Raw genomic sequence first — 26,074 nt, forward strand, 5'->3', positions numbered from 1 at the left:
AAGTGTCCCCAAAAAAATATATATGAAAAAATCTACTTCTTATTTCTATAAGCCCAATAGAATACTTGTGGTAAGATAGTAAAGGATAAAATCATACAGATAATTAGTCCTCCTACGATCATAATTGCTAATGGTTTCTGTATTTCAGATCCCATTCCATTTGATAAGGCTGCAGGAAGTAATCCCATAGACCCCATCAATGCAATCATTACTACCGGTCTTATTCGGCTTTTTACTCCTTCTTTTATCGCTTCTTTTAATGGCATACGATGTTGTAAGTTTTCTCTCATTACTCCAATAAGTACAATTCCATCAATAGTAGCTACTCCAAAAAGAATAATAAATCCTATCCCTGCTGATATTCCAAATATCGTGCCAGTTGCCCAAAGTGATATAAAACCACCGATAAAAGCGAAAGGAATAGTTAAGGCTGCAATAGCAGTATCTTTTACATTTCCAAAGTTGAAGTACAATAATACAAGGATTAAGATTAAAGAAACTGGGACAACAAGCATTAATTGATTTGCTGCACGCTCTTTACTCTCAAATTCACCAGCCCATTCCATTTTATTAGCCGCAGGTAATTTGACTTCTTTATCTACTTTAGCTCTTGCTTCTGCGATAGTACTTCCTAAGTCTCTTCCTTCAATACTAAACCCTATACCGATATATCTACTACCGCCTTCTCTATATATAAAAGCAGGTCCTGTGTGATAATCTATAGTAGCTATTTCTTTTAAAGGTACTTGTTTGCCATCCAGAGAAGGAATCAATATATCTTCTATTTTTTCTGCAGAATCTCTATATCCTTTTTCAAATCGTAATACTACATCAAACATTCTTTCATTCTCATATAAGGTCGTGGCAGCTTGTCCACCGATAGTCATCGCTATTACTGCTTGGGCATCAGCTGTAGTTACAGCATATTTTGCCATTTTGTGATCGTGTAATTTGATTCTCAATTCAGGTTGACCAATATTCTTAAATACATTTAAGTCTGTAATACCCTCAACATCTTTGATACTTTTTGCTACTTGATTTGCATATTTTTCTAATTCGAATAAATCATCTCCAAATATCTTGATTACCAGAGAGCTTTTAACTCCTGCTACATATTCCTCTACGTTATCTTGAATCGGTTGGCTAAACCCAAAATTAACACCTGGGTATTTTTCAAGTTCTACTCTAATTTCGTCTAAGAGCTGATCTTTAGTGATTTTTCGAGTCCATTCACTATCAGGTTTTAATTCTGTGTGAAACTCTATATTAAAGAAACCAGTCGGGTCAGTACCATCATTCGGTCTACCTGTCTGAGTAAGTACAAAATCTACTTCTTCAAATGCTCTAATCTTAGCTTTCATCTCTTTAGCTAAGCGAACGGATTCATCTAAGTTAATACTACTAGGTAATGTAGCTCTAATATATAATGCTCCCTCGTTTAACTTAGGTAAAAATTCTGATCCATAATAATGAAATCTAACTCCACAGATTAGTAATAATCCTATAAACATAGAAATAGTCAATTTCTTATGTGTAAAACTCCAGTTAAACATTTTATAGATATTGTTCTTAAAGAATCTAGAAATAACATTTTCACGTTCTTTGATATCTTTAGTCAATAAAAGTTTACACATGGCTGGTACATAAGTCAAACTCAATATTAGGGATCCTAATAAAGCATAACCTAATGTAAAGGCTAGGGGAGAGAACATCTTTCCTTCTACTTTTTGGAAAGAGAAAATAGGCATTAAGGCTACGATTAGAATTAATAGTGCAAAGAAAATATAGCTCGCTACACTACTTGCACTTTTCTTAATAGTCCCAAGTTTTGACATTCTATTAAACCTTGCCATTCCCACTTGTTCAGCTCGTTTCTCTAGACCTACAAAGACATGTTCTACAATAACTAAAGTCCCTTCTAGTAACAATCCAAAGTCTAATGCTCCCATTGAAATTAGATTGGCTGGCAACCCTTGTATCTTCAACATGATGATAGCAAATAAGAAAGCTAATGGAATAACAGAAGCAACGATAAATGTAGTACGCCAATTGTATAAGAAAATAAATACAATAATAGATACTAAGATAACCCCTTCTACTAAGTTCTTAGATACAGTGTGTACTGTGGTATTTACAAGGTTAGTTCTGTCTACTACTGTTTGTATCTGTACGTTTTTAGGTAGAATGCGCTCATTTAAGTCTTCTATTTTAGCTTTAAGTCCTTCGATAACAGCACTAGGGTTTTCACCTCTTAACATTACTACAATTCCTTGTACTACATCTTCATCATCTTGAAAAGCAACTTGTCCTAAACGAGGTTTAGCAGAAATAACTACATTAGCGACATGTTTTACTAGAATAGGAGTATTCCCTTTTACTTCGATAAGAATATTTTCTATATCTTCAGCATTATCTAATAGTCCAACACCTCTAACTACGTAAGCTTGATCTCCTCTCTGAATAACATCTCCACCAACATTAATATTACTTTTCTCCACTGCTTCATAAACATCTAAAGGAGACAAACCATAGTTAATTAGTTCAGTTGGGTTAATCTGTATTTCATATATCTTTTCTTCTCCACCGAAACTTACTACATCAGCTACTCCAGCTACAGATAGTAATTCTCTTTCTATTACCCAATCTTGTATTGCTGTTACTTCTTTGATTGGAAGATCACTTTTTACAATATATCTAAAGATTTCTCCTGTTGCTCCTGAGGGCGGTTCTATTTCGAATTCAGCTCCTTCTGGTAAGTCTACATTTCCCATTCTATTAGAAGCGTATTGTTGAGCGAAGAAATCATCAACGTCATCATTAAACAATACAGTTACAACAGATAGTCCAAATAGTGATATAGATCTTACCTCTGCTTTATTAGGAATGGTATTAACTTCTTTAGAAATAGGAAGTGTAATGAATTTTTCGATTTCTTCAGCACTTCTTCCTGGCCATTGTGTGATAATACGCGCTCTCGTATTAGTAACATCAGGAAAGGCTTCAATAGGCGTATGTATATAGCTATAGATTCCTCCAAATAATAATAACAGAACACCGAAGATGACGATGAACGTATTTTTAAGTGAAAAAGAAACTATATTTTTGACGAATTTTTGCATAAATAAGTTTTTTAAAAAGAATTACAATTTGTTGTTTAACTGTTCATAAATGAGTAATTCATTTGTAGTTACCACCATTTCGTTTTCCTTTACACCTTCGTTGATGTAGGTATAGATACTATTTTTAGATTGAGGTGTGATCTTTCTCACTTCTTGTTCACAATCATTTTTATATATAACAACATAGTTTTGATTATTGTCAAAAATGATAGCGCTATTAGGAATAGCAAGAGATTTACCTTCGTTGGTTTCAAGTTGGATAATAATATCAGCAGACATACCTGGCTTTAGTTTCATCTCTTTGTTATCCATAGAAATACGAGCTTTTAAAACTCTCTCCTCAGCATCAAATACTTGTGAAATCTTTGATATTCTACCAGAAAAATATTCATCAGGATAGGCTAGAGTAGAGACCTTAACCTCTTGGTTCGGTTGTATATGGCGCATATTAGCAGTATATACGTTAGCCATAATCCATACATCTGATAAATCTGCTATAGTGAATAGAGGTTCATCACCAGCATTTACAGTCATTCCTGTACTGATGCTCTTAGTCACTATATATCCTGCCTGAGGAGCCACTACTTTTACTATACCAGATTCACCATGAGTATTGAAGATTGCCATACTACTTTTAGCAGCAGATACTTTACTTTTTAATGCTTTTACATCCTCTTGTGCTTCTAATAATTCTTTTTGAGAAGCGATACCATCTTTATACATAGCTTCAACAGACTCAAGTTCTCTAGTAGCTACTTTTAATTCTGCTTCACTTGCTTTTAATTCTGTATAGATTTCATTGGTATCTGTACTTTTTATTTCGGCTAGTAACTGTCCTTTTGCAACATAATCTCCTAACGAGAAGTAAGTATTAGCAACTAATCCATCTACTAAGCTATGATATGGAACAGTTTTATCTTGATTGTAATCAATATATCCATTAAGTGTAATACTTCGCTCTATAGGTCTTAGAGTTACTTTTTCAACATCTAAGGTATTTTTAATAGCTTCTGAAAGGCATTCTTGTGTAGTAGAAACCTCTTCATTAGTTTTATTTTCTTTATTACAGCTTATTAAAACAGCATTTAATAATACTAGTGTAAGTATAGAATATTTTGTCATTGTCTTTTTATTTAATTCTTATAAGTCTTTTCCTACAGCGTATTGTAGTTTTTCAAAGTGATCGTTTAAATCTTTTCTTGTTTCTAATAGAATTGTTTTGTTCTCTATATAAGCTTCTACAAAGTCTAAATATTCTATAAGGCTCACATTTTTCTTTTGAAAATTCTTGTGATATGCATCCAGTAATTGATCTAGTTGGCTCTCGTATTCGCTATCTATATCTTTGTATAGCTGTTCAGCATGATAATAATTTCTAAAAGCTTCCACTATATCATTAGCAATCTCATTTAGTTTGCTTTGTGTATCCAGTTTTGCTAATTCTATATCTATTTTAGCTTCTTTAATACCTCCTTTATTTCTATCAAAGATGGGTAAGTCAAACGAAATCCCAAAACCAACAAAATCACGCATAATATTACCACCTCTGTCATAATCTACTCCTAGTGTAATATCTGGAACTCGCTGTGCTTTCTCAATCTCTAATCGCTTTTCTGATTGCTTTTCTAGAGTTTTGCTTTTTAAGGCATCTGGACGTTGTTCCTGAGCAGTGATAATCCAATTCTCTAATTCTAATTCAGATACCTCTTTCTCAGGAGCTACTAGTTTATCAGTAATAACGACCAGGGTGCTATTCCCAATATTGATAAAGTTTTTAAAGTCTTTTATAGCTTCTTCAAGTTCTTTATTGATATTAACCAATTCTTTTTTAAACTGAAGTTCAGCTGCTTTTAAGCGGATGTATTGTGCTTGACTTATATTCCCTTGATCTAATTGGTTCTTGTATGCACTAATTAGGGACTTAGTACTTTCTATTTGTTTTTCGTATATCTTTTGTTGCTCTTGAAGTATTTGTAAGTTAGATAGATTACCTCTTAGTTCTAACTTAAGCTCACGAATAATACTTTCGAACTCCTGTTGTTTCTCTTCTATAGTTAATTTCTGAAGGTCAATTGTCTTTCTACGTTTACCGCCTGTTTGAATCAATTGTTCTACTCTAAAAGCATATTGTTGTGCTTCACCCCAGTTACCTATAAGCTTAGGTTGTTCTTCTATATCTGTAGTCTTCCAGAAGTTGATTTCAGAAACTTCAAAAGTAGGGTTAGGCCATAATTTTGATTGTAACAATTGTGCTTCTGCTTGTGAGATTTCTAAATTCTTTGCAATAAGTTCTAAGTTCTGCTCTAAGAAAAGTGCTTCAGCTTCTTCTTTTGATAACATCAGTGTCTTAACGGAGCTATCTTGTGCATAAGTGCTTAGTACAAAGGTGGATAGAATGGCTAATAAAGTGTTTTTAAACATTGTTTTTTATTTTAAGGTCAAAATTATTGTTTAGGACTTATAGAGAACTTTGAGTTCCATTAGAGAGAGATTAAAACAACATTAGAAAATGATTAGAAAGCTAATTACTACTCCTCTTTATAGTCGCAATTTTCAATCTATTTAACTTGATTTTGTTTTCTACTTTTTCGTTGAGTTGTCATTATTCTATTTAATCTAAAAGTTTAACAAGAACTCTCTTTAATCCAAACCCCTTATTCTTTATAGAATGACTATTACAAAAAAGAAGCCAAAAAGGGTTTTGATCCTAAAAAATATACAATTGTTCAGTATTATTTTTTAAATGGCTTTACGTTTTGTGATGTTTAAATGTGTCAATCAGCTTTGTAATCAATGCTTTATTGTGAATAGTTGACAAAATGTAGTCTCTTAAAAATTAAGAAATATTGGCAAAATTATTGTAAAAGGTCTTTGTAGCTACATTATTGCGAATTATTACACATGTAATTCTTTGTATTGTTTGAATATTATGATTTATTAGTATTTATACTTTGTAATTTGTACTATATAAGTAGTAATAAACTAAAGATTTAATTCTTTGTTTAAAAATCAATAATAGCCTTAGGTAAGCCTTATAACGAGGTTTTGGAGTAGATAAATAATAGGGCAGTTTATACTACTATGCTAGAAGAACTGTACAAATAGCCACTCATTAAAATATTTGATTATTATCATTTAGGGCTTGCAAAGTGCTCAAATCGTATGAAAAAAGTAAAAAATTTAAAACAAACACTAAAAAATTAAAGCTATGCAAAATGCAACAGGAGTAATTAAGAAACTAAAGAGAATGCTAGGGATTAAAACAGATTTACAGTTAGCAGATATTCTTGATGTTAAACCTAATACTATTTCATCTTGGAAAAAGAGAGATAGCTTACAGTATGAAGGCTTAATAGCGTTGTGTAAAGAACACAAAATTGATTTAAATGAATTATTCTTCTCAGATTCTACAGCTGTATACAACAGTAGTTATCACAAGAGAAAAGTAAAAATGATTTCTATTGATCACCACTTTGAATATTTTTTGGATCCAGAGAAGACATTAGCTACAGCTCCAAGTTATGTTTTTCCAACGGTAGAGGAAGTAGATACAGCTTTTCAAGTATCTGTAGATAATATGTATCCAACTATTAAAATGACTTCTTATGTGATTACTAAGCATATTAGTGTAGAGGACTTACAGTTATGGCATGTTTATCTATTTGTACTTAAAGGAAAAGGGATTGTTATTTACAGATTTAAAAGAAAAGTAGATGATAATACACTGTTATTGATCAGTGATAATCCTGCATTTGAAAATATCCAGGTAAAAATAGACGATATAAAAGAACTCTTCTGTATTCGAGGCGCTTTTTTACCACAGATGAAAGGTATATCTGAGATATAATCAATGAGAGATACTAAAAGAAAAGAGTAGACAAATAATAGTGATTAGCTACTCTTTTCTTTTAGTATTTCACTCTAAATCTTGTTTAATATTTTAGTTGAAAGCTTATATTTGAAGAAAAAAAGAATGAAACTAAAAGCAAAAGGTTGGAATAAGCATTTAGCAACTGAAATGGCATCTCCATATTTTAAAACACTAATAGAGAATATTAATTGTTTATATGAAACTACTATGGTCTATCCTCCTAAAGAGGAGGTTTATAAAGCATTTGAGCTAGTAGATTTTGACGATGTGAAGGTAGTCATCATTGGTCAAGACCCTTATCATGGGGCATTTCAGGCAAATGGTCTTTCTTTTAGCGTAAGTAAAGGTGTAAAGTTACCTCCGAGTTTACAAAATATCTATAAAGAACTAGAAGATGATTTAGACATTAAGAATATAAATGGAGATCTGACCAAATGGGCAGAACAAGGCGTATTCTTATTAAATGCAACATTAACTGTACAGGAGAAAAAAGCAGGTTCTCATCAGAAGTTAGGTTGGGAGAAGTTTACTGATGCAGTAATAGAACAATTAAGTGAGCACAGAGAGAATATTGTATTTATTCTATGGGGGAGTTATGCTCAAAAGAAAGGAAAGAATATTAATCGTTCCAAACATTTCGTGATAGAGACAGTACATCCATCTCCTTTATCTGTTTATAGAGGATTTTATGGAAGTAAGCCTTTTTCTCAAACAAATGCGTACTTGGAGTCTAAAGGAATTAAAACAATTGACTGGAAGATTTAATTAAGAATTAGGAATTAGGAATTAGGAATTAGGAATTAGGAATTAGGAATTTTTTAACCTATAGCACTCTTCTCTTATGTGGGACTGTATATAAGATAATATTGTTTAGTAACACGAAGTCGGGAGACCTCGCGTGGCAGTATATTCCATCTTTTAAGTAAAGAATGTAATTAACTTAGTTATTTTGATATGTTTAAAATAAAAGACCAAGAATTTGACGTAAAGTATGCTTACTTAGATGCTTTTATGGATAGTTCAATAAAACAGTTAGTCTTCGGATTACAAATAAAGGCTGAAGACACTAAGGGTAGATTAAATAGAAGGGGCCTGTATTTTAATTCAGAGCTATTATTATTTATCAATCCTAATGAACTGAACCAATGGCAAGATATTGCAGGATATGATATAGAATGGGAAGATTATCAAGAAGAGGAGGGGAAGCCTAGAGCTCTTTTTTATGTTTATGAACATACAGGAGTGTATAATGCAAAAATCAACTTTAGAAAAGTTGATAGCAAAATAATAGTGAAGGTGTCTGCTACTATTGACATTTATGCAGATGAAGATTTTGATGAACAATTATCCCTTGAAATAGAAACAGAGGTTCAATTTTTTGGTATACTCTGCGGAAAGAGAAGTGCAGAAGAATGCGCTGAATTAATTGGCAATTATTTAAATATTGACCATTTAAAGTATGTCCAGAACCAATACAACGTTTCACTACTAGTTCCTAAAGATACAGATATGGAAACAAACTTATTAGTACTAGGTGATTAATAGAGGGTATGTATGAATATTAACCCAGATACTACAAAAGCAATTCTACTTTATATATTAGTAGTATAGCCGCCTCTACTGTTATGTGTACTTAGTATCGTGAAGAGAGAAGAAATTAGAGTAAGCTTTTTGAAGAAGCAGGATTTTAATCAATATCATAAAAAAACGGAAGCTGATAAGGCTTCCGTTTTTTATAATGAATTACCCTAGGCAGGTAATTGTATTTCTAAAACTGTAATTAATTACAGTTTTCTTCTTTTCAGTTCGGTTTCAATAAGATCTAACTCTCTATTTGTTTGACCAGCAACAGAAGTGTTTTCTTCTGCACGTCTGATTAAGTAAGGAATTACATCACGTACAGGTCCGAATGGTAAGTATTTAGCTACATTAAACTTCTCTTTCGCTAAGTTAAAGCTAATATTATCACTCATTCCGTACAGCTGTCCGAAGTATAATCTACGGTCTGTATGAGAGATATTGTGTTTCTCCATTAAGTCCATGATTAAGTAAGAACTTTTCTCGTTATGAGTACCAGCGAAGATAGCCATAGAGTCAATGTTCTCTAACATATAAGTAACTCCAGCATCATAGTTTACATCAGTAGCAGCTTTGTCTACACAGATAGGAGATTTATATCCTCTCTCTGTAGCTCTTTCGCGCTCTACCTCCATATAAGCACCACGTACTACCTTCATACCTACATGGAATCCTTCTGCCTTAGCGATAGCGTGTAGATCTTTTAAATACTGTAATCTATCCCAACGATACATCTGAGCAGTATTATAGATCAATGCTTTCTCTTTGTTATACTTTCTCATCATGTCTAATGCGATATCATCAGCAGCATCTTGCATCCAGCTGTGCTCAGCATCGATTAATAAAAGAACATCATTGTCATAAGCAAACTTACAAGCCATGTTAAAACGGTAAACGATGCGTTCCCATTCTTTTTCTTCTTCAGCAGTGAAAGCTACTTTCTCACCTTTTTTCACAAACATATCAAATCTACCAAATCCAGTAGGTTTAAATACAGCAAAAGGAATAGAGTCTGGACGTTGTTTAGCATACTCGATTGTCTTAATCGTCATGTTTAGAGCAGCGTCGAATTGCTTTTCAGTTTCTTTACCTTCTACAGAATAATCTAAAACTGATGCCACACCACCTTTAGCGTACATATTATCTACTACAGTTAAGCAGTCATCTTCACTAATACCGCCACAGAAGTGATCGAATACAGTAGAACGGATTAAACCAGTAACAGGCAAATGAGTTTTAATTGCAAAATTTGCAAGGGAAGAACCAAGTTTTACTAAAGTTGGTTTGCTAATCATTTTAAATAAAAAATGTGCTCTTTTTAATTCTTTATTATTTTTAAGAGCAAAAGCTACTTCAGTATTATTAAATAAATTTTTCATTATAAAAAGTAAATTCGTTAGGCAAATATAATTACTCTTTTAGTAATAATTTAATAGTTTTTGGTATTTATCTTCTTATTTAAAATATGTGATATTTTTTAATCGCTTAGTGATTATAAAGTGTTAAATACTTTTAATCCTTATCGAACAAGAACTAAACTCTTAAATTCTTTGATATATCTAATTATAACTTCTTTTAAAAGTTATAAAAAAATAGAGATACTCCGTTGTTTAGTCTTGTTTAGAGGGTTAAGGACTATTTATATCATCAAAATTCTCAGAAAATATCATTGACTTTATAAAGAATGCTCTGATAAGAAGAAAAGACCTTTTTAAAACTAAAAAATAGTTGAATACAATTAGAGTATGACAGCTATTCTAGCTTATCCTTAAAAGCATAAATCTGTGCTCTAGAATTAATGTTTAGTTTAAAATAGATTTTACTAATGTGATATTTACAGGTATTAATAGAGATAAATAACTCATCAGCTATCTCTTTATTCGTAGCCCCTTCCCAGAGTAGACTTAGAACCTCCAACTCACGTTCTGTAAGATTGTATTTATTTTTTAATTGATATAGAGGTTGATCTTGTATGGTTGTTTTTTCTTGCTCTACTTTTGTCGTTTTATCTGCATTAAGGCTTTTCTCATATTCTAACTGTTTATGGTAGTCTTTTACCATATACATATACTGGTATAAATATCGTTTATAGATAGAGTTTCGCTCATGTATTTTCTTTACTTCTAATAGGGTAATACAACTAGAACAAATAAGAATAGGGATTCCTATTAAACGCAATGTAGGCCATACGATGAATAACTCGTAAAGCGTATCATTAATAGAAGGAGCGAGAATAATGGTACTAGCGGTAATACAGATAATTAAGAAAGAAATATAATTTTTATAATTATATGTATGATTCAGAATGAAGAATAAGTACAATGCTAGTATCGTTAGTATCGTCGTTATAGGGTGAATGAAGCTATTCCCATGACTAGGAACGATAAATAAATTAGATAACAACTCTATAGCCACTAAAGCAAACAGTACAACAATCCCTGTTTTATAGAATTGTTGTTTGTGTTTAAATCTTAAAAAAGGGTAGGGGAGTAGTATTAGTAGCACTAGTGATGTGCCGATATTCCAAGCTAATAAATAACCGATAGTAGCATGGTGGTCAGGCATATAAAAGTAAATAATGTCCTTGACTAAGAAACTAGAGAATATACTTAATTGTAAGAAAAAACTAAAGCTAAGTTTCTTATACTTGAAAATAATATAAAGTGCAAGAAGTATAACTAGAGAGAGAAATGATATCCCATAGTACAGTCCGATAATAATATATTTAGGAGTATCTGTTGCAAAAAAAGGAAATTGATTAAATAACGGTAATGAAATCATATAAGGTTTATAATGCTCTACATTATATGTTAATATAGAGTGATAATAAATGTTTAATTAGACCTGTTTTTTAGAGAACCTCTCTGCTGATCAAGATGTAAAATTAACTAAAATATCAGTGCAGTACTTTCTTAAATCTGTGTAGTGAAATGTTAAAAAAGTATAGTGTCATCTATTTGTTTGGTTCACAGTATTGATATACAAGGCATTGATTTGTCTGTTAGAAGACTTTTTTAATAGTGTATATTTCAAAAATAGCCGTAATTTAGCGCTATAACTATTAAAAAGGATAGTTAATTTTCTAGTAAAACATACTATTTTTGGATTGTCTTTATTACTAAAAAACTATCCTTTTTTGTTTTACTCTTTTTATGTATTGATGAGATGAGTAAACATCCAAAGTCCCCACTAGTTATAAAGACCTTAGACAAAACTAGCGTAAAAGATACATTTCGTTTGTCTATTTTGAGCACCTAATCATGTATTGATTGGGTGCTTTTTTTATTTAGTCTAAGTGATAAAAATTACAATTGTGGATATGAGTAAAAAAGAAAATCCAGCTTGTCTGCTGACAGCCGGATTTCTTCTTATTTAGTTTAGGAGCTCTTTTTCTACTTGAAGTAAATCTTTAAGTATATTTTCTCGTTCTTGTATAAAGTAAGTATTGTCTTCTTTAAAGAGGTTTTTATAGTACGTGATTCCCTCTAGTAAGTTCTCTTTTGTCTTCATTAGCTTCTTCAGTTTTGGAGCTGATTGTTCTAATTCTAAAGCTAATTTTTCTTGTCTATAATGATCTAAGTACATTCTTAATTCTTTAATAAAGAAATGAGGACGTTCCTTCGTATCGATTACATTATCTCGTCCATAGATATGATTGACCATTTTCTTAAGAGATACTTCCTTCGTGAAGTAAGCAATATTAGGTCCAGGACAGATAGCTACTCCTTGTGCTTCTCCTTTGATAGGCAAGTTAAGCTCCATATAAGACGCATTGGCTAATCCTATACATAGACATGCTTTCTCTGTTATTTGTTGATACTTCTTATTATATTCTTCTTGACTGATACTATTTTTCGCTTGCTCTAGCTTTTCTATTTCGATAGTTTGATACTTTCTAGAAGCAGTACACAGACCTTCATTCGAATAATTCTTATTCAAGGCTAGGTACTTTCGAGGACAAGAGCTACCTGCTTTATTCTTATTGATTCTCTCTGACTTAAAGAAGTCGTTAGAAGTTCCTTTAATACTATTAAATGGCACACCTAAAGGAGAGATATTACTCAAGTATAGATCTTCTTCTTTTGCCTTAGCAAGCAGTTCTCTAGTGGTCTGATCTACAGAAGTAGCTTCAGGTACTAATAAGAAGGGTGAACCCCAACCTACAGAGTCTACCTCGTAATGTTCTAACAAGAACTGATGTTCTGCCGCAGTACCTACACCACCCTGAGCTGTAACCTTTAAATCAAGAGGAGTAGAAGGAACAAATCTATTCTTCTGTTCTAGAGCTTTTACTAGTAAGTCATGGGTAGAACTTATTAGTTCTGCTTTTCTAGCTTTAAACTCTTCTAATATTACTCCCATTAGATAACCATCTGTAGCGAAGGCGTGCCCACCACAGTTAAGCCCTGACTCTATGCGATACTCAGATACCCATAATCCCTTTTTGGCTAGGAAATTCCCCTGTATTAAGGCAGATCTAAAATCACTTACTTTTAAGATGATCTTCTTCTGTAAAGTACTGTCAACAGCTGGATAAAAAGCGTCAAACTCCTCAAAATAGCTAAACAATCTTGGATTCATACCTGCAGATAAGACTACGGATGAGTTTAAAGTACTGTTCACAAAGCCTCTTAGGGCAGCATGTGCATCATTGTACTCTACTGGTAAGGCTTCTTTTTTATTGAAGTTCTCTCTATCTACTTTAGTCATGATATTGACATCTATAGCACCAGGGGTAAGGTAGTGCTCTAGAACTCCCTTCAGATGATCTATAGATAGCTTATCATCTAAGTGCTGCTGTAGATTCTTTCTGATCTCTGATACAGATGGCAACATATCGATATAATCCTCAACCTCTTTTTTGCTTTCTAAGAAAGAAGCTTTTAGGTTTTCGAATTTCCCTTTTACGATGGTATCTAATGTATTTAGATAAGCTGTAATACGCTTGGCTCTAAAGTCCTCTATTTTCTTCGTTATCTCTTGATAAGGCAGTTCGAATTTCTCACAATAGAACTTGTTCATGCGTTCTATTAATTCATCATCCATCACAGAGATAGTAGAGGAGAAACCATACTGAGCCACTCTCACTGGACTATCAATCGTATAGGCCAATCCCATCACTGGAATGTGAAATGAATGTATTGGTTTTAATTTCATTTTGGTTTGTTTGTTATATTTTATAAGGGAGGGAAATTCTTCAAATATTCTGAGTAATTAAGTGACAAATATCATGTTAAGAGATTATCTCATATTAAATTTATGTAAAGCTCAAGGGAAGGAAGGCGAGATAAGAGCTAGAATACTTAGAAGGAAGTAGGTATGAGTAATAGGTTGTATTGTTTGTAAATGTCTCACAATGAGAATATTGTAACCAATATAAATTCAAAAAACAGGACAAATCACAGTTGTTAATAATATTAACATATAGGCGTTCTTTAGTGAATTACAGCACGCGACAAAGCCAGTGACAGCAAGGCTTTCGGGAAGTTTGTTTGGGCGTTGTTCGGAAGTTCATTGCAAAATGTTCGGAAAAAGGGGGTGTTTTCCGAACACCTTCCGAACAAACCACAACGGAGACCGCATGAATACTCGATTTATGGCGAATCCATAGTGTTAAAAAACTTGTTAAAATTTTGAAAATTGAATCTTGAAAGCTGTGATTTGTGCTTTCTTTTTGGTGAGATGTACCAGACTTTGAATAGAAGAATATTCTCAATAATAGCCATTGAGTCAAAGCCTTTACTGTAGGCAAAGGTAGTAAAAAAATAGATAGGAGAAAAGAGGGTGTAGTTTGTAGAACTTATCTCGTACATAGAATTGAGTCTAGTAAGAACGCTGTAGATCTTTAAAAATAAAAAGCCAATAATAGTCTTCTATCATTGGCTTTTAAAGTAATAAGCGATTTTCTTTTTTAATTAAATCTTAATTCTGCTGTATATAGAATAATGACTTCTGTTAGATTATAGTCCTCGTCGTAAATAGGGGAGTAAAAATACACATATACAGAATCTTTAAATTTCGTTAAGGGAATTGTCTCATAGCTAGACAAATTATTAAGTACTTTTATTGTTCTATTTCCAACCCAGTGCTCTGCATTTCCTTTTGGATTTTTATCAAATCGATGGTCTTTAGCGTTCGTATAATACCAATAAGTAGGTACTTCATCCGAAATAATCAGTTCTTTATTAGGATTAAAAACTTCATCTGCGATAGCAGTGCTGTTAAACCATTCTACTTCTAAATCAGCTTCGCCTATAGCAGAGCGATAGATATCGTTATCAAAAGTAGCTCCTATTAGAAAACCATCTATGTTATTTGAAGTAACTTCGAATACAAATTCATTGCTTTTAAGTGTGACAACTCCATCCTGCATAGGAACGATAGCACCATTTTGTTTCACTTCTACTTGTACAGTTCCTTCTTGTGCCCAGCTGCTTATTTGTACTGTTATGAATAGTAATAAGCTAAGACCGATTTTTTTCATCTTTAATTTCTATTTTTTGATCGTTTATGAAGCAAAGGTAAGCTATATATACTGTACTAATATTCGCTGTAAATGGGGATATTTACGAAATGAGAATAGTATGATCTTTGAAATAATATAAAAGAGTGTAATAAAGATGTATATAGGTACAACAACCCCTGGGCGTAAAGAAAGATTCATTATAGTAGAAAAAGGAGATTATGCTCAATCTCTCATAATCTTTAGTCAAGAAGAACCTTTAGATTTGCTAACTGAGAATATGATAATATTGTAGAGAATAAATAAAACAACCTAATCAACAAAGTGAACCAGACGAATTACAAGGATAACGCCCTAAAATTCGAGTAGGACTTTGTTGATTTTACTAAAGAGTATCAGACTAGTAATTAAGACGTCGAGGTCTAGTATTAAGGTTTAGATGATATTTTAGTAACAGGTTGCCTTAAATAATTATCATATGGACAAATTTACACAATTTATCGGAATAGATATTTCCAAAGATTATTTTGATGTAGCTATTTATGTAGATGCTAATTCTTGTAAACACAATCAGTTTGAAAACACTAAAACGGGAGTTGATCAATTTATGAAGTGGATGAAAAGCGAAGGATGTTGTGTAGAGGAAACATTGATATGTATGGAGCATACAGGTATTTATAAAAATATTTTAGTAGATATTTTGCTTTCAAAGAATTGTAATCTATGGGTAGAAATGGCTTATAGAATTATAAGAAGTAGTGGAATACAAAGAGGAAAGAATGACAAGATAGATTCTAAAAGGATAGCATTGTATGCTAAGAAAAATCAAGAAGAAGCGAAGCTCTTTAAAGCATCAAAGGCTGTATTGAATAAGATTCAGGCTCTATTGGGACAGCGAGAGATGAGTATAGCTCATAAGACAGCTATAGAAGTAAGAACCAACGAATTTAAGGGGTTTAATGATGAACTGTACAAGGTTTTGTCTAAAAATGATAAGGCTATTATCAAGGCTTTAGAGAACGCTATAAAGGTGATTGAAGAACAGTTAAATACTCTTATTAGAGAAAATCAAGAGGTATCTGAGATATTTGATTGTGTGATTTCTGTAAGAGGTGTTGGAGATATTACAGCGATGTTTTTAATATGTTATACCAATGCGTTTACATCATTTGAAGACTCTCGACAATTAGCATCTTATTGTGGTGTTGTCCCTTTTGAAGATACTTCAGGTAAAAGTGTAAGAGGCAAAGCTAAAGTACACTTTATGGCTAATAAAAAGCTTAAAAAACTTTTACATCTCTGTGCTTTATCAGCTGTTAGATGGGACCCAGAGATAAGGGCTTATTACGAGAGGAAAGTTGGAGAAGGTAAGCATAAGATGCTTGTTTTAAACAATGTTAGAAACAAGCTTGTACAGCGTATATGTTCTTGTGTTAGGAATAAAAAAGCTTATGAGGTACGACAAGTAGCATAAACATCATACATTGAATTAGAAACAAAAATAGAGGATAATACGGATATAATCCTCAGGTTAGATATGCCTTGTTTTATTGAGTTATTCTCAAAAATAAGGTGTAAAATATATTAATAATGATTTGCTTTTATCATAGTAATCGAATAACTAATTTAATTATATCAGGACAGGAAAGTGGCTTAGAAATATTATTAGATGAATCCTTTGCTCCTTTGTTTAAAACGATACAGATTCTTCACTTAAAAGATATCAATATTGATAAGAATTGGCTATATCAGTTTGTAAACTTAAAGCGCTTAGAGATTAAAGGTTGTCAGTATAAAGGGAAAGAACCATTAGATTGGTTGAAGTTTACAACTTTGGAGGAATTGTTTACTCCCTATTCTAAGTTATTTGAGAATTTGTTTGTACATCCTACTCTAAGAACAGTCTTTATAGAAAACTTTGATAAGGAAGGTTTTGTTTTTCCTTTAAACACTGTAATAGAATCTTTGTCAATAGAAAAGAGTAAAGAGTGTAAATGGGGTAGTTTAGTTAACTTAAGTGCCTTAAAAGCACTTTATTTGGTAAAAATACCTATGCTGATAGATGTTAATTGGTTAAGTACACTTGCGCGCTTAGAAGATATAGAGTTGAGTGCTTGCAAAAAGATAAATAATGTGATAACGTCTATTGCAGAGGTAAGTACTTTAAAGACTGTTTATTTATCAGCTATGGGAGATATTGAATCATTAAAACCATTTGAGAAGCTTCAAAATTTAAAGGACTTAACCATCGAAGAAGGAGGAAGGCTTATCGATAAGAAAAGTAGTACCATTCTTAACAAACTAAATAATCTTGAATATAGTATAGAGATGAAAAATTATGTAGATAGTAGTGAAGAGTAGAACTAGATACTAATAAAGCAAAGGGGAATGTACATAACATCCCCCTTTGTTTTATGGTATAATTTTCTTTCTAAGTGAACTTAACATAGATACTTCAGATTCTTCTTGTTTCTTTAATGCTGCAATGCTAGCTGTAATCTTGAATATCTTTTCTGAAAGTGAGGATAACCACATCAGTTGCTCAATAACCAATACAGACTCTTCCATCAGGCTCTGTATTTGTTTATCATCAGAGTAAGTTTTCTTTAATTCGTATTCACGGATACCTTTTAGATATGACATACTGAGATTAAAGTTCTCACTGCGTTCTATGATGGTTATCTCACCATTATTATAATCTTCTAATAGAGCGATAGTCTGTTTTAAATTACCTATTGTGTAGTCCATGACTACATTAAATGCTTCAGAAGCTTTGGTAGTTGTATGTGACTGTACGTATATTCCTATAGAAGCGGCTGTTGAAAGGAAGGTATGATTAAGTACGGCTAATTCGTAGAGCTCTGTTCTATACTTCTGTTTAGACTTAGGCTCTTGAATCATACGTTGAAAGGATGCCATAAGGTTACCTATTTCAATAAAAGCATATTTTCTAGCTAATTTATAAGGTAGGGTTACTTCTCCTTTTTCATTGTAGTAAAGTGTAATTTCCTTTACGTACTCTTTATTCGCTTCTATCGATTTTTTTAGATGTGTATTTAAGTTTAAGAATTCCCATGAAGGCCATAGTAGATAGTTCGCTCCGAAGGCTAATAACGCTCCTATGATAGTATCAATAACTCTATAGATCATAACATCCATAAAATCAGGTGTAAGTAATCCATATATCAGTACTACATACATCGTGATAAAGGTAACTCCAACTTTATAGTCTGTATGAGAGAACCAATACCCTATAATCATGGTTAGTACTGTAATATATGCAATGACTGTGGCACTAGGAATAATATATAACAATCCTATAGCCACTAAACCTCCAATAACAGTACCTATTACACGCTCAAAAGATCGCTGCTTAGTCAATCCAAAACCAGGACGCATAATAACAACGATAGTTAGTAATATCCAATACCCGTTTAATACACCTGATATTTTACTAACGATAAGTCCTGCTAATATGGTCAAGGTAAGTCTTAGAGCATGTCTAAATATGGTAGAGGTAAAGTTTAAGTTCTCTTTTAGAGTTTCTAAACGATAATGCACAGGAGTTAAGAATTTTTCTAAATCCTTAAAGCGCTCTTCTACATCTGCACTAAATGCTTTCTCTGTTAGAGCTTTTTCTAAATCATGAATTTTGTTTACCTGATTTTCCGCATAATGGATAACATTCGAGAACATGACTACAGCTTCTACCATATTAGTAGACTCTCCATTCTTAACAAAATCGTTAAGCATGGCCTGAATCTCTGCTAATTCTTTAGATAGGTCATATTTAGATCTATACTTAGTCCCTAAGTTTATAGAGTAGGCAATATCGTCAATTGTCTCCGCAAAGTGATAAGCTAATTTCTGATAACATTCTATAATTTCAGGTCTTTTGCTAAATAAATCATGTAATTTATTGTGTTCAAAAGAAGTAGACACAGCCACTTCTAGTATTTCTACTAGAGTAGAGAAGGCTACTAGCAATCTACGGTTATTAGAAGAGTTACCAGTATTAGCTTTATTTCGAACTAAATATTCTCTCAGGTTTTCATGTACCTCATTGAGGCTTACTTGTATATTTAATTGTTCTTCTGTGATCTTTTCTACATTCGCATTTTTATCCCACAGTTGTCCTCTGTGTTTTAGATAATCTGCTGTAAGCTCCATACACTCAGATGTCTGTAATACAGCATATCGCTTAGGTCTAAGGAGATTAAAAGTAACGGATACCAATAAGTAAAGTAATCCTCCTAATAGAAGCATTAAACAGTGCATAAATAAGGCATGCCCTTCATAACTATGTGCTAACCCTAAACTAGCCGCTAATAGTCCTGTAAATGAAAGCATATTTGCACGATGTCCATATACAGATATCATGCTTAAAGAGAAAAATACAAAGACAAAAATCGGGTAGAAATACCAGTTGCCATCAGTAATGGATAGGGTGAAAGTAACAGCTGGTACAGTAAATGCACCTACTAAAAGCCCTATTATTTTATCTTTTTTATTACTAGGAATATCAACAGGAGCTGTTAACATGGCACCAATAGCCGCAGCAAAAGCCCAATCAAAAGCTTCATAGGGCATTAGTATTAAAAAAGGGACAACAGCTGATATAGTGATTTTTAACGAATCTGCAAGATGCGTATTATCTGTGAATTTTCTAGCTTTTCCTAGCATAGGTTACTTAATCTTTGGCTTTAATTAGAGAATAGTACTTTTTATCAAGCAAGATAAAACAAATAAGACATCAAAAATAATTTGTAGTATTATTTATTCATTTATTTTTGAGTATTTTTGCACCTTTAGAATAAAATAAGAAGACATGATATTATCAATAGTTGGGTATGGTGATGCTGTTCTACGTAAAGTAGGGGAAGATATCACTAAAGACTATCCAAACTTACAAGAGCTAATAGCTAATATGTACGATACAATGTATGGAGCACATGGAGTAGGATTAGCAGCACCTCAGGTAGGATTACCTATTAGATTATTCGTTGTAGATACAGCTCCTTTTGCTGAAATGGATGGGAATACTGAAGAAGAGATTGCTTTTTTGACTACTTTTAAAAGAACATTTATAAATGCTAAGATTTTAAAAGAAGAAGGAGAAGAGTGGTCTTTTAATGAAGGATGTTTGAGTATTCCAGATGTTCACGAACCAGTTAAAAGAAAATCTAAGATACAAATAGAATATTTTGACGAAAACTTCGTTAAACATGTAGAAGAATTTGATGGTCTTGCGGCACGAGTTATTCAACATGAGTACGATCACATTGAAGGTGTGCTGTTTACAGATAAAATATCTATCTTAAAAAAGAAGTTAATTTCTAAAAAATTAAATAATATCCTTGAAGGAAAAATATTTACAGATTATAAAATGAAATTAACTAAGAAAAAAGGTAGATAAATAACTTGATTATTAATAACAATTTAAGATATTTGCGACTCTTAAAGTAAAATTTAGACAAAAATGAGTTTAGAAAAAGTTTTAGCTATTTCGGGAAAACCAGGTTTATATGAGTTACTAGTACAAACTCGTACAGGATTTATCGCTGAATCATTGGCTGATGGGAAAAAAAGTACAGTAGGATTAAGAAACAACGTTAGTTTACTATCAGAAATTTCTATCTATACTTACAATGAAGAAGTAAAGTTATTTGAAGTTTTCAGAAACATTGCTGCAAAAGAAAACAATGGTGAAGCTATTTCTCACAAAGAAGACAATCCTACATTAGTGGCTTACTTCAGAGAAGTATTACCAGAATTTGATGAAGAAAGAGTATATGTTTCTGATATCAAAAAAGTATTGAATTGGTATAACATCATTCAAAGAAGAGGATTGATTGCAGAAGCTTTTAGTGCAACTGCAACAGAAACTGAAGCAAAATAATTTATAAGAATTATATGTAAAAAGCCCGTTTTGTAAAAAGCGGGCTTTTTTTTATTTTAGACCAAAAGAATCAAGATGTATACAAGACAAGAGCAATTAGAGGCTATAGATCGCTTACTAACTATACTAGACGAGCTTAGAGTAAAATGTCCATGGGATAAAAAACAAACATTCGATAGCTTAAAAAACCTTACTGTAGAAGAAATGTACGAATTAGTAGATGCTATTACAGAAGGGGATACGGATCAAATGAAAAAAGAATTGGGGGATTTATTAATGCATATTGTTTTTTATGCTAAGATAGGTAGTGAACAGTCTTTGTTTGATATTAAAGATATTGCTGATAGTATCTCAGATAAACTTATTTTTAGACACCCTCATATTTATGGTGATGTAAAAGTAGATTCTGAAAAGGATGTATTGGCAAATTGGGAAAAACTAAAATTAAAAGAGGGAAACAGATCAGTCTTAGCGGGCGTGCCTAAAGGTTTACCAGCTTTAATAAAAGCTTATCGCATTCAAGAAAAAGCAAGTGGAGTAGGGTTTGATTGGGACGAAGCTAGTGATGTTTGGCAAAAAGTAGAGGAAGAGATAGAAGAGTTTAAGGTAGAAGCAAAGGCCAACAATCAAGACCTAATGGAAGAAGAATTTGGAGATATCTTGTTCACGCTAGTTAATTATGCTCGTCATAAGGGGATTGACCCTGAAAAGGCATTGGCAAGATCTAACAGTAAGTTTATTTCTCGATTTAATATAGTAGAAGAATTAGTTAATAAAGAAAAAGGTGGTTTTGAAGATGTAACTCTTCAAGATCTAGATCAATATTGGAATAAAGCAAAAGAATAATGGGGCTACAGTCATCTCTCTATTCAAAATTTGTTTAGTATATAATGAGTTAAGATAAAAACAGAAGTCCTTATGCCGTAATGTGCATAAGGACTTCTGTTTTTATCAGCGTAAAGCTTTTTTATCGAAGCTGTAAGTGATTATTTGCTAATCTGTTTTTTGTTAGTTTCTTTCGAATCAGATTTTTGAATTGTTTTTGCTTCTTCATGCTCGCGCAATAAATTAAAGAACATCTCCTGTTGAGCTTTCATGTCTTCTTGCATCCCTTTCATCAATTGCATAAAATCTTGAGCAAAGAATTCTTCAAATTCATCATTTGCTTGCTCAGAATATAATGCTCTTTCTGCATGTGGATCATTTGCAGTATTTAGCATAGGGTTAGTTCGATTACCTAACTCTAAATAGCGTTCACCTGCTTCATTTTGATGTATTTTTACTGTGAAATCAGCTATCCCATTAGAGTTATACTCCGACTTTTGTTGAGAGGATCCTCTTTGGTCTTTAAAGCTTGTTTTAAGAGAAATAAGTTCTCCTTTAGCATTCCTCTTTATATTTGAGAAAGTAAGGTTTGCTATCTTTTCGTTGTTAACTTCTTTTTTAATCTCATCTAATTCACTATCTTTAGTATTCTTATTAATATGATATTCTACTGTAGTACTCTTAATATTTAAACCCTCTTTCTCTTGTGCGTTTATTGTACTACTAGAAAAGAATAGCACAGTAGCTAAGACAGGAACTAGTAATGTTTTAGTTGGAATAATTAACTTTTTAAATGCATTCATAATAATAGATTTTAAATAATAAAATGGTTTAAGGATAAAGACGAATTTAAGTCTTTAAGTTTTAAACTTTTTTTAAAGTTAATAGTATGAATGTTAAAAAACAAAAAATGATATGATTAAAGACTTAATAAAAGAAGAAGTATTAATAGAAGGAACTGCTCGTCCTTTCCTTTCTGACAGTAGTTATCTGAGAGGAGTAAGCTCTTTGCCTTTAGTAATATTCTGTCATGGATATAAAGGTTTTAAGGATTGGGGGGCTTGGGATAAAGCCATGGATTATATTGCAGAGACAGGATGTTATGCAGTTAAGTTTAATTTTTCTTTAAATGGTACAACAATAGATAATCCTCAAGAGTTTGATGATTTAGAAGCTTTTGGGCAAAACACATACTCTCAAGAACAACGCGATCTTACAAGTGTCATTGATTATTATAAAGAAAAGCCAGAAGTAGATAAAGAAAATATTTATCTAATAGGACATAGTAGAGGAGGAGGAACTGTAATCTTACAAGGGTATTACAATCCAGAGGTAAAGGGGATAATTACCTGGGCAGGAGTGTCTGATTATAGAAAACGTTTTCCAAAAGGAGATCGTTTTGAAGAGTGGAAAGCAAAAGGAGTATTCTATAGTGAAAATGGTAGAACAAAGCAGCAGATGCCACACTACTTTACTTTCTGGGAAGACTATGAAGAGAATGAGACAATTTTAAACGTACAGAAAGCGGCTCAAAACTTAAAGAAACCAACTCTAATAGTACAAGGTACTAATGATCCTGCAGTACCACTAAAAGAAGCTCAATTATTACATCAATGGGTATCTAATTCTCTTTTGGATGTAGTAGATGAGGCAGATCATGTGTTTGGTTCTAGACACCCGTATACAGAAGAAACACTGCCTAAACATTTAGAGCATGTCGCTAAAGTTACTTGTCAATTTATTCATTCTACGAAATAGTTATTGATCTTAAATAAAAAAGGAGAGGTAAAATGATATCATTTTACCTCTCCTTTTTTATGATATGACTATATCTTTTAGTCTAGATTACTTTTACCACAGTGATAGCATCTTCTTGCTTCTAGAATTAATTGGAATTGAACTCCAAAAAGGATAGAAGCTAATACTAGGTGAGCTGCTTGAGTTCCGAATGGAAAATGAACGTAATACATCATAATACCAGTGAATATCTCTAGAATTAATAATACCATTACCCACTTCATTTTATCAAAGCCTAAGTTAGATCTTCTATTGATGTAGAACAGATACATATTCAAAAACATAACTATGAAAGAGAAACTACGGTGGATATAGAATTCTACTGTAGGGTTATTTAACCATAAATACTCATTTCCTATACCTGCTTGCACTTGTTCGTCTATAAACTCACGTACTTGTGTTCCTAACACTACTTGTGCAAGAGTGAAGATAAGAGAGATTACTAATAGAATTCTAAAAGTACCATTGTACTTCTTAATCTCGGTTTCTTTTTTAGCGCTTTTAATGATTCCTATTATAATGGCAACAATAACTAAAGCCATGACCATGTGCACTGTAATCTTAATAGGATTTAATACTGAATATACTACAGTAGCTCCTAACCAAGCTTGGAATCCCATTAAGAAAACTACTAACCATGATGCTAATACTAATCCTTTGCGGTCTCTCCAGAAAGAAAACGAAGCTATAGCCATTGCTAAACAAGCTAATCCAGCTAATGCTCCACAAAGTCTATTTACATACTCTGTCCAAGTATGACTAGTATTGAATTGAGCGTAGCTGTGTTTAGTGTATTTCTCCCAGTGACTCTCATTATAAGTGTCTGTAGTTGTAAAGGTTTCTTTTGCTTTCCACAGGCTTTGATCGTGTATGATCATTTGCCCTTTTTCGTATTCTCTATTCGGTTCCCACGTGATCGTTTGTTCATCCGTAGGAGGGATGTAATATCCAAAACACTTTGGCCAATCTGGACACCCCATTCCTGAGCCTGTCATTCTTACTGCTGCACCTGCAAAGATTACTAGATAAACTAGTATAAGAGATGCTTTAGCTAATGGCAAAAAATAGTTTCTCATTATTCTTGTTTTTTATTTACAATTTCAAGTCCCATCTTAGATGCTTTTGCTTTCATAAATTCAAAAGCCGCATCGTATTCATTAGGGATAATACCTTCTAGAATAGCTTCTTTAATAGCTTCTTTGATCATACCGATCTCTCGACAAGGTTTAAGATCATAAAGCTCCATAATCTCTTCTCCTGTAATAGGAGGCTGAAAATTACGCACGTGATCGCGTTCTTCTACTTCGACTATTTTATCTCTAACTATTTTAAAGTTGTTGTGATATTTCTTAAACTTAGAAGGGTTTTTAGTCGTGATGTCAGCTTCACAAAGCGTCATTAAATCTTCTACATTTTCTCCTGCATCAAATACCAATCTTCTTACCGCTGAGTCAGTTACTTCTTTTTGAGCAAGAACAATAGGTCTTGAACTCATAATAACCATTTTTTGGACAAATTTCATCTTTTGATTTAATGGCATATGTAATCTCATAAAGATCTTTTTAACCATCTTACCTCCAAGGAATTCATGTCCGTGGAATGTCCATCCTTGCTTTTTAGAAAAGCGTTTAGTAGGTGCTTTTCCAATATCGTGAAGTAAGGCAGACCATCTAAGCCATAAGTCATCTGTATTTGGACAAATATTATCCACTACTTCTAAAGAGTGATAAAAGTTGTTTTTATGAGTATGTCCTTCTATCTCTTCTACTTGATTAAGAGCTGTAAGCTCAGGTAAGATCAAATCAAGTAGCCCTGTTTTATATAGCAATAAGAACCCTTTAGAGGGCTTCTTAGACATTAATATCTTATTTAGTTCATCTACGATACGTTCTCCAGAGATAATCTCTAATCTCTGATGATTAGCAGTGATAGAATCAAGAGAGTTCTGCTCTATCATAAAGTCTAATTGAGTAGCGAAGCGAATTGCTCTCATCATACGCAATGGATCATCAGAATAGGTAATATCTGGATCGAGAGGAGTGCGAATGATTTTATTAGCTAAATCAGCAACCCCATTAAAAGGATCTACTAACTCTCCATAAGTTTCTTTCTTAAGAGATATTGCTAAGGCATTGATGGTAAAGTCACGTCTATTCTGATCATCTTCTAATGTGCCATCTTCTACAACAGGCTTTCTGCTGTCGAAGTGATAGGACTCTTTTCTCGCTCCAACAAACTCAATGTCAATGTCATCATAACGCAACATAGCTGTTCCGTAATTTTTAAACACTTGTACCTTAGGTTTGTTAGGAAGTAATTCAGATACTTTTAAAGCTAATTCGATACCACTACCAACCGCAACGATATCAATATCTTTTTTAGAATCTCTTTTTAATAAAAAATCTCTTACAAATCCGCCAATTACATAGCTATCTACATTTAGACTTTCTGCTGCTTTAGAGATATAGTCAAATATAGGATGTGTAATGGCTTCTTTATATATAGGGGTCTCAGTCATAATA

Annotated in this window: 20 protein-coding genes; 9 read left to right on the plus strand and 11 right to left on the minus strand. The window is 32.5% G+C overall.

The window, feature by feature from the left end; genetic code table 11:
* Positions 1-32 precede the first annotated feature (32 nt).
* Genes E0Z07_RS13480 through E0Z07_RS13490 form a run of 3 tightly spaced genes read right to left on the minus strand, consistent with a single transcriptional unit; the run spans position 33 to position 5,540 of the window.
* On the minus strand, positions 33-3,119 hold the full coding sequence (locus tag E0Z07_RS13480) for an efflux RND transporter permease subunit (RefSeq protein ID WP_131540839.1): 3,087 nt from the start codon (positions 3,117-3,119) through the stop codon (positions 33-35).
* A 21-nt stretch (positions 3,120-3,140) separates the two neighbouring features.
* Positions 3,141-4,241: an efflux RND transporter periplasmic adaptor subunit gene (locus E0Z07_RS13485; RefSeq protein ID WP_131540840.1), complete on the minus strand. Its 1,101-nt coding sequence runs from the start codon at positions 4,239-4,241 to the stop codon at positions 3,141-3,143.
* A gap of 18 nt (positions 4,242-4,259) precedes the next feature.
* The gene (locus E0Z07_RS13490; protein ID WP_016649423.1) at positions 4,260-5,540 is read right to left on the minus strand and encodes a TolC family protein; all 1,281 of its coding nucleotides are present in this window, start codon (positions 5,538-5,540) and stop codon (positions 4,260-4,262) included.
* Positions 5,541-6,327: 787 nt separating this feature from the next.
* Between E0Z07_RS13490 and E0Z07_RS13495 the strand changes: the two genes are divergently transcribed.
* The 3 genes from E0Z07_RS13495 to E0Z07_RS13505 all read left to right on the plus strand — a co-directional run bounded on the left by E0Z07_RS13495 (position 6,328) and on the right by E0Z07_RS13505 (position 8,532).
* Positions 6,328-6,966: a LexA family transcriptional regulator gene (locus E0Z07_RS13495; RefSeq protein WP_039329537.1), complete on the plus strand. Its 639-nt coding sequence runs from the start codon at positions 6,328-6,330 to the stop codon at positions 6,964-6,966.
* A 126-nt stretch (positions 6,967-7,092) separates the two neighbouring features.
* On the plus strand, positions 7,093-7,755 hold the full coding sequence (gene ung / locus E0Z07_RS13500) for a uracil-DNA glycosylase (RefSeq protein ID WP_006263568.1): 663 nt from the start codon (positions 7,093-7,095) through the stop codon (positions 7,753-7,755).
* Positions 7,756-7,944: 189 nt separating this feature from the next.
* Positions 7,945-8,532, plus strand: a complete 588-nt coding sequence (locus E0Z07_RS13505; protein ID WP_006261198.1) for a hypothetical protein — start codon at positions 7,945-7,947, stop codon at positions 8,530-8,532.
* Positions 8,533-8,774: 242 nt separating this feature from the next.
* On the opposite strand, the gene E0Z07_RS13510 is transcribed toward E0Z07_RS13505, so the two are convergent.
* The 4 genes from E0Z07_RS13510 to E0Z07_RS13525 form a co-directional block, all read right to left on the minus strand.
* Positions 8,775-9,947: a proline dehydrogenase family protein gene (locus E0Z07_RS13510; protein WP_006263570.1), complete on the minus strand. Its 1,173-nt coding sequence runs from the start codon at positions 9,945-9,947 to the stop codon at positions 8,775-8,777.
* A gap of 373 nt (positions 9,948-10,320) precedes the next feature.
* The gene (locus E0Z07_RS13515; protein ID WP_039329540.1) at positions 10,321-11,349 is read right to left on the minus strand and encodes a response regulator transcription factor; all 1,029 of its coding nucleotides are present in this window, start codon (positions 11,347-11,349) and stop codon (positions 10,321-10,323) included.
* A gap of 591 nt (positions 11,350-11,940) precedes the next feature.
* Positions 11,941-13,725 carry a hypothetical protein gene (locus E0Z07_RS13520; protein ID WP_131540841.1) on the minus strand — a complete coding sequence of 595 codons (1,785 nt, stop codon included), beginning with the start codon at positions 13,723-13,725 and terminating at the stop codon, positions 11,941-11,943.
* 754 nt (positions 13,726-14,479) lie between these two features.
* Positions 14,480-15,052, minus strand: a complete 573-nt coding sequence (locus E0Z07_RS13525) for a hypothetical protein (protein ID WP_073144232.1) — start codon at positions 15,050-15,052, stop codon at positions 14,480-14,482.
* Between the two features lie 457 nt (positions 15,053-15,509).
* Here E0Z07_RS13525 and E0Z07_RS13530 point away from each other — a divergent pair, with 457 nt between their 5' ends.
* Complete coding sequence (locus E0Z07_RS13530) at positions 15,510-16,505, plus strand: IS110 family RNA-guided transposase (RefSeq protein ID WP_131540842.1); 996 nt, start codon at positions 15,510-15,512, stop codon at positions 16,503-16,505.
* 116 nt (positions 16,506-16,621) lie between these two features.
* The gene (locus E0Z07_RS13535) at positions 16,622-17,392 is read left to right on the plus strand and encodes a hypothetical protein (RefSeq protein ID WP_233445983.1); all 771 of its coding nucleotides are present in this window, start codon (positions 16,622-16,624) and stop codon (positions 17,390-17,392) included.
* A gap of 51 nt (positions 17,393-17,443) precedes the next feature.
* Here the strand turns inward: E0Z07_RS13535 and E0Z07_RS13540 are convergent, their stop codons facing one another.
* On the minus strand, positions 17,444-19,714 hold the full coding sequence (locus E0Z07_RS13540; protein ID WP_039329556.1) for an FUSC family protein: 2,271 nt from the start codon (positions 19,712-19,714) through the stop codon (positions 17,444-17,446).
* 145 nt (positions 19,715-19,859) lie between these two features.
* On the opposite strand from E0Z07_RS13540, the gene def reads away from it, so the two are divergent.
* The 3 genes from def (at position 19,860) to mazG (ending at position 21,776) form a co-directional block, all read left to right on the plus strand.
* The gene (gene def, locus E0Z07_RS13545) at positions 19,860-20,447 is read left to right on the plus strand and encodes a peptide deformylase (RefSeq protein ID WP_006258863.1); all 588 of its coding nucleotides are present in this window, start codon (positions 19,860-19,862) and stop codon (positions 20,445-20,447) included.
* Positions 20,448-20,510: 63 nt separating this feature from the next.
* Positions 20,511-20,930, plus strand: coding sequence for a DUF5606 family protein (locus tag E0Z07_RS13550; RefSeq protein ID WP_071307367.1), 420 nt, complete (start codon positions 20,511-20,513; stop codon positions 20,928-20,930).
* Positions 20,931-21,005: 75 nt separating this feature from the next.
* On the plus strand, positions 21,006-21,776 hold the full coding sequence (gene mazG, locus E0Z07_RS13555) for a nucleoside triphosphate pyrophosphohydrolase (protein ID WP_131540843.1): 771 nt from the start codon (positions 21,006-21,008) through the stop codon (positions 21,774-21,776).
* Positions 21,777-21,916: 140 nt separating this feature from the next.
* Here mazG and E0Z07_RS13560 read toward each other — a convergent pair whose 3' ends face one another.
* Complete coding sequence (locus E0Z07_RS13560; RefSeq protein ID WP_016649405.1) at positions 21,917-22,558, minus strand: hypothetical protein; 642 nt, start codon at positions 22,556-22,558, stop codon at positions 21,917-21,919.
* 112 nt (positions 22,559-22,670) lie between these two features.
* On the opposite strand from E0Z07_RS13560, the gene E0Z07_RS13565 reads away from it, so the two are divergent.
* Positions 22,671-23,513 carry an alpha/beta hydrolase family protein gene (locus tag E0Z07_RS13565; protein WP_131540844.1) on the plus strand — a complete coding sequence of 281 codons (843 nt, stop codon included), beginning with the start codon at positions 22,671-22,673 and terminating at the stop codon, positions 23,511-23,513.
* A gap of 77 nt (positions 23,514-23,590) precedes the next feature.
* On the opposite strand, the gene E0Z07_RS13570 is transcribed toward E0Z07_RS13565, so the two are convergent.
* Together E0Z07_RS13570 and E0Z07_RS13575 are read right to left on the minus strand one after the other, a co-directional pair.
* Positions 23,591-24,628 carry a COX15/CtaA family protein gene (locus E0Z07_RS13570; RefSeq protein WP_016649403.1) on the minus strand — a complete coding sequence of 346 codons (1,038 nt, stop codon included), beginning with the start codon at positions 24,626-24,628 and terminating at the stop codon, positions 23,591-23,593.
* Complete coding sequence (locus tag E0Z07_RS13575; RefSeq protein ID WP_016649402.1) at positions 24,628-26,070, minus strand: CCA tRNA nucleotidyltransferase; 1,443 nt, start codon at positions 26,068-26,070, stop codon at positions 24,628-24,630. The genes E0Z07_RS13570 and E0Z07_RS13575 overlap by 1 nt, the downstream gene beginning before the upstream one ends.
* Positions 26,071-26,074: the final 4 nt, after the last annotated feature.

Origin of the sequence: Myroides odoratimimus, from assembly GCF_004337635.1 — a bacterium.
GTDB classification, from domain to species: Bacteria; Bacteroidota; Bacteroidia; order Flavobacteriales; family Flavobacteriaceae; genus Flavobacterium; species Flavobacterium odoratimimum.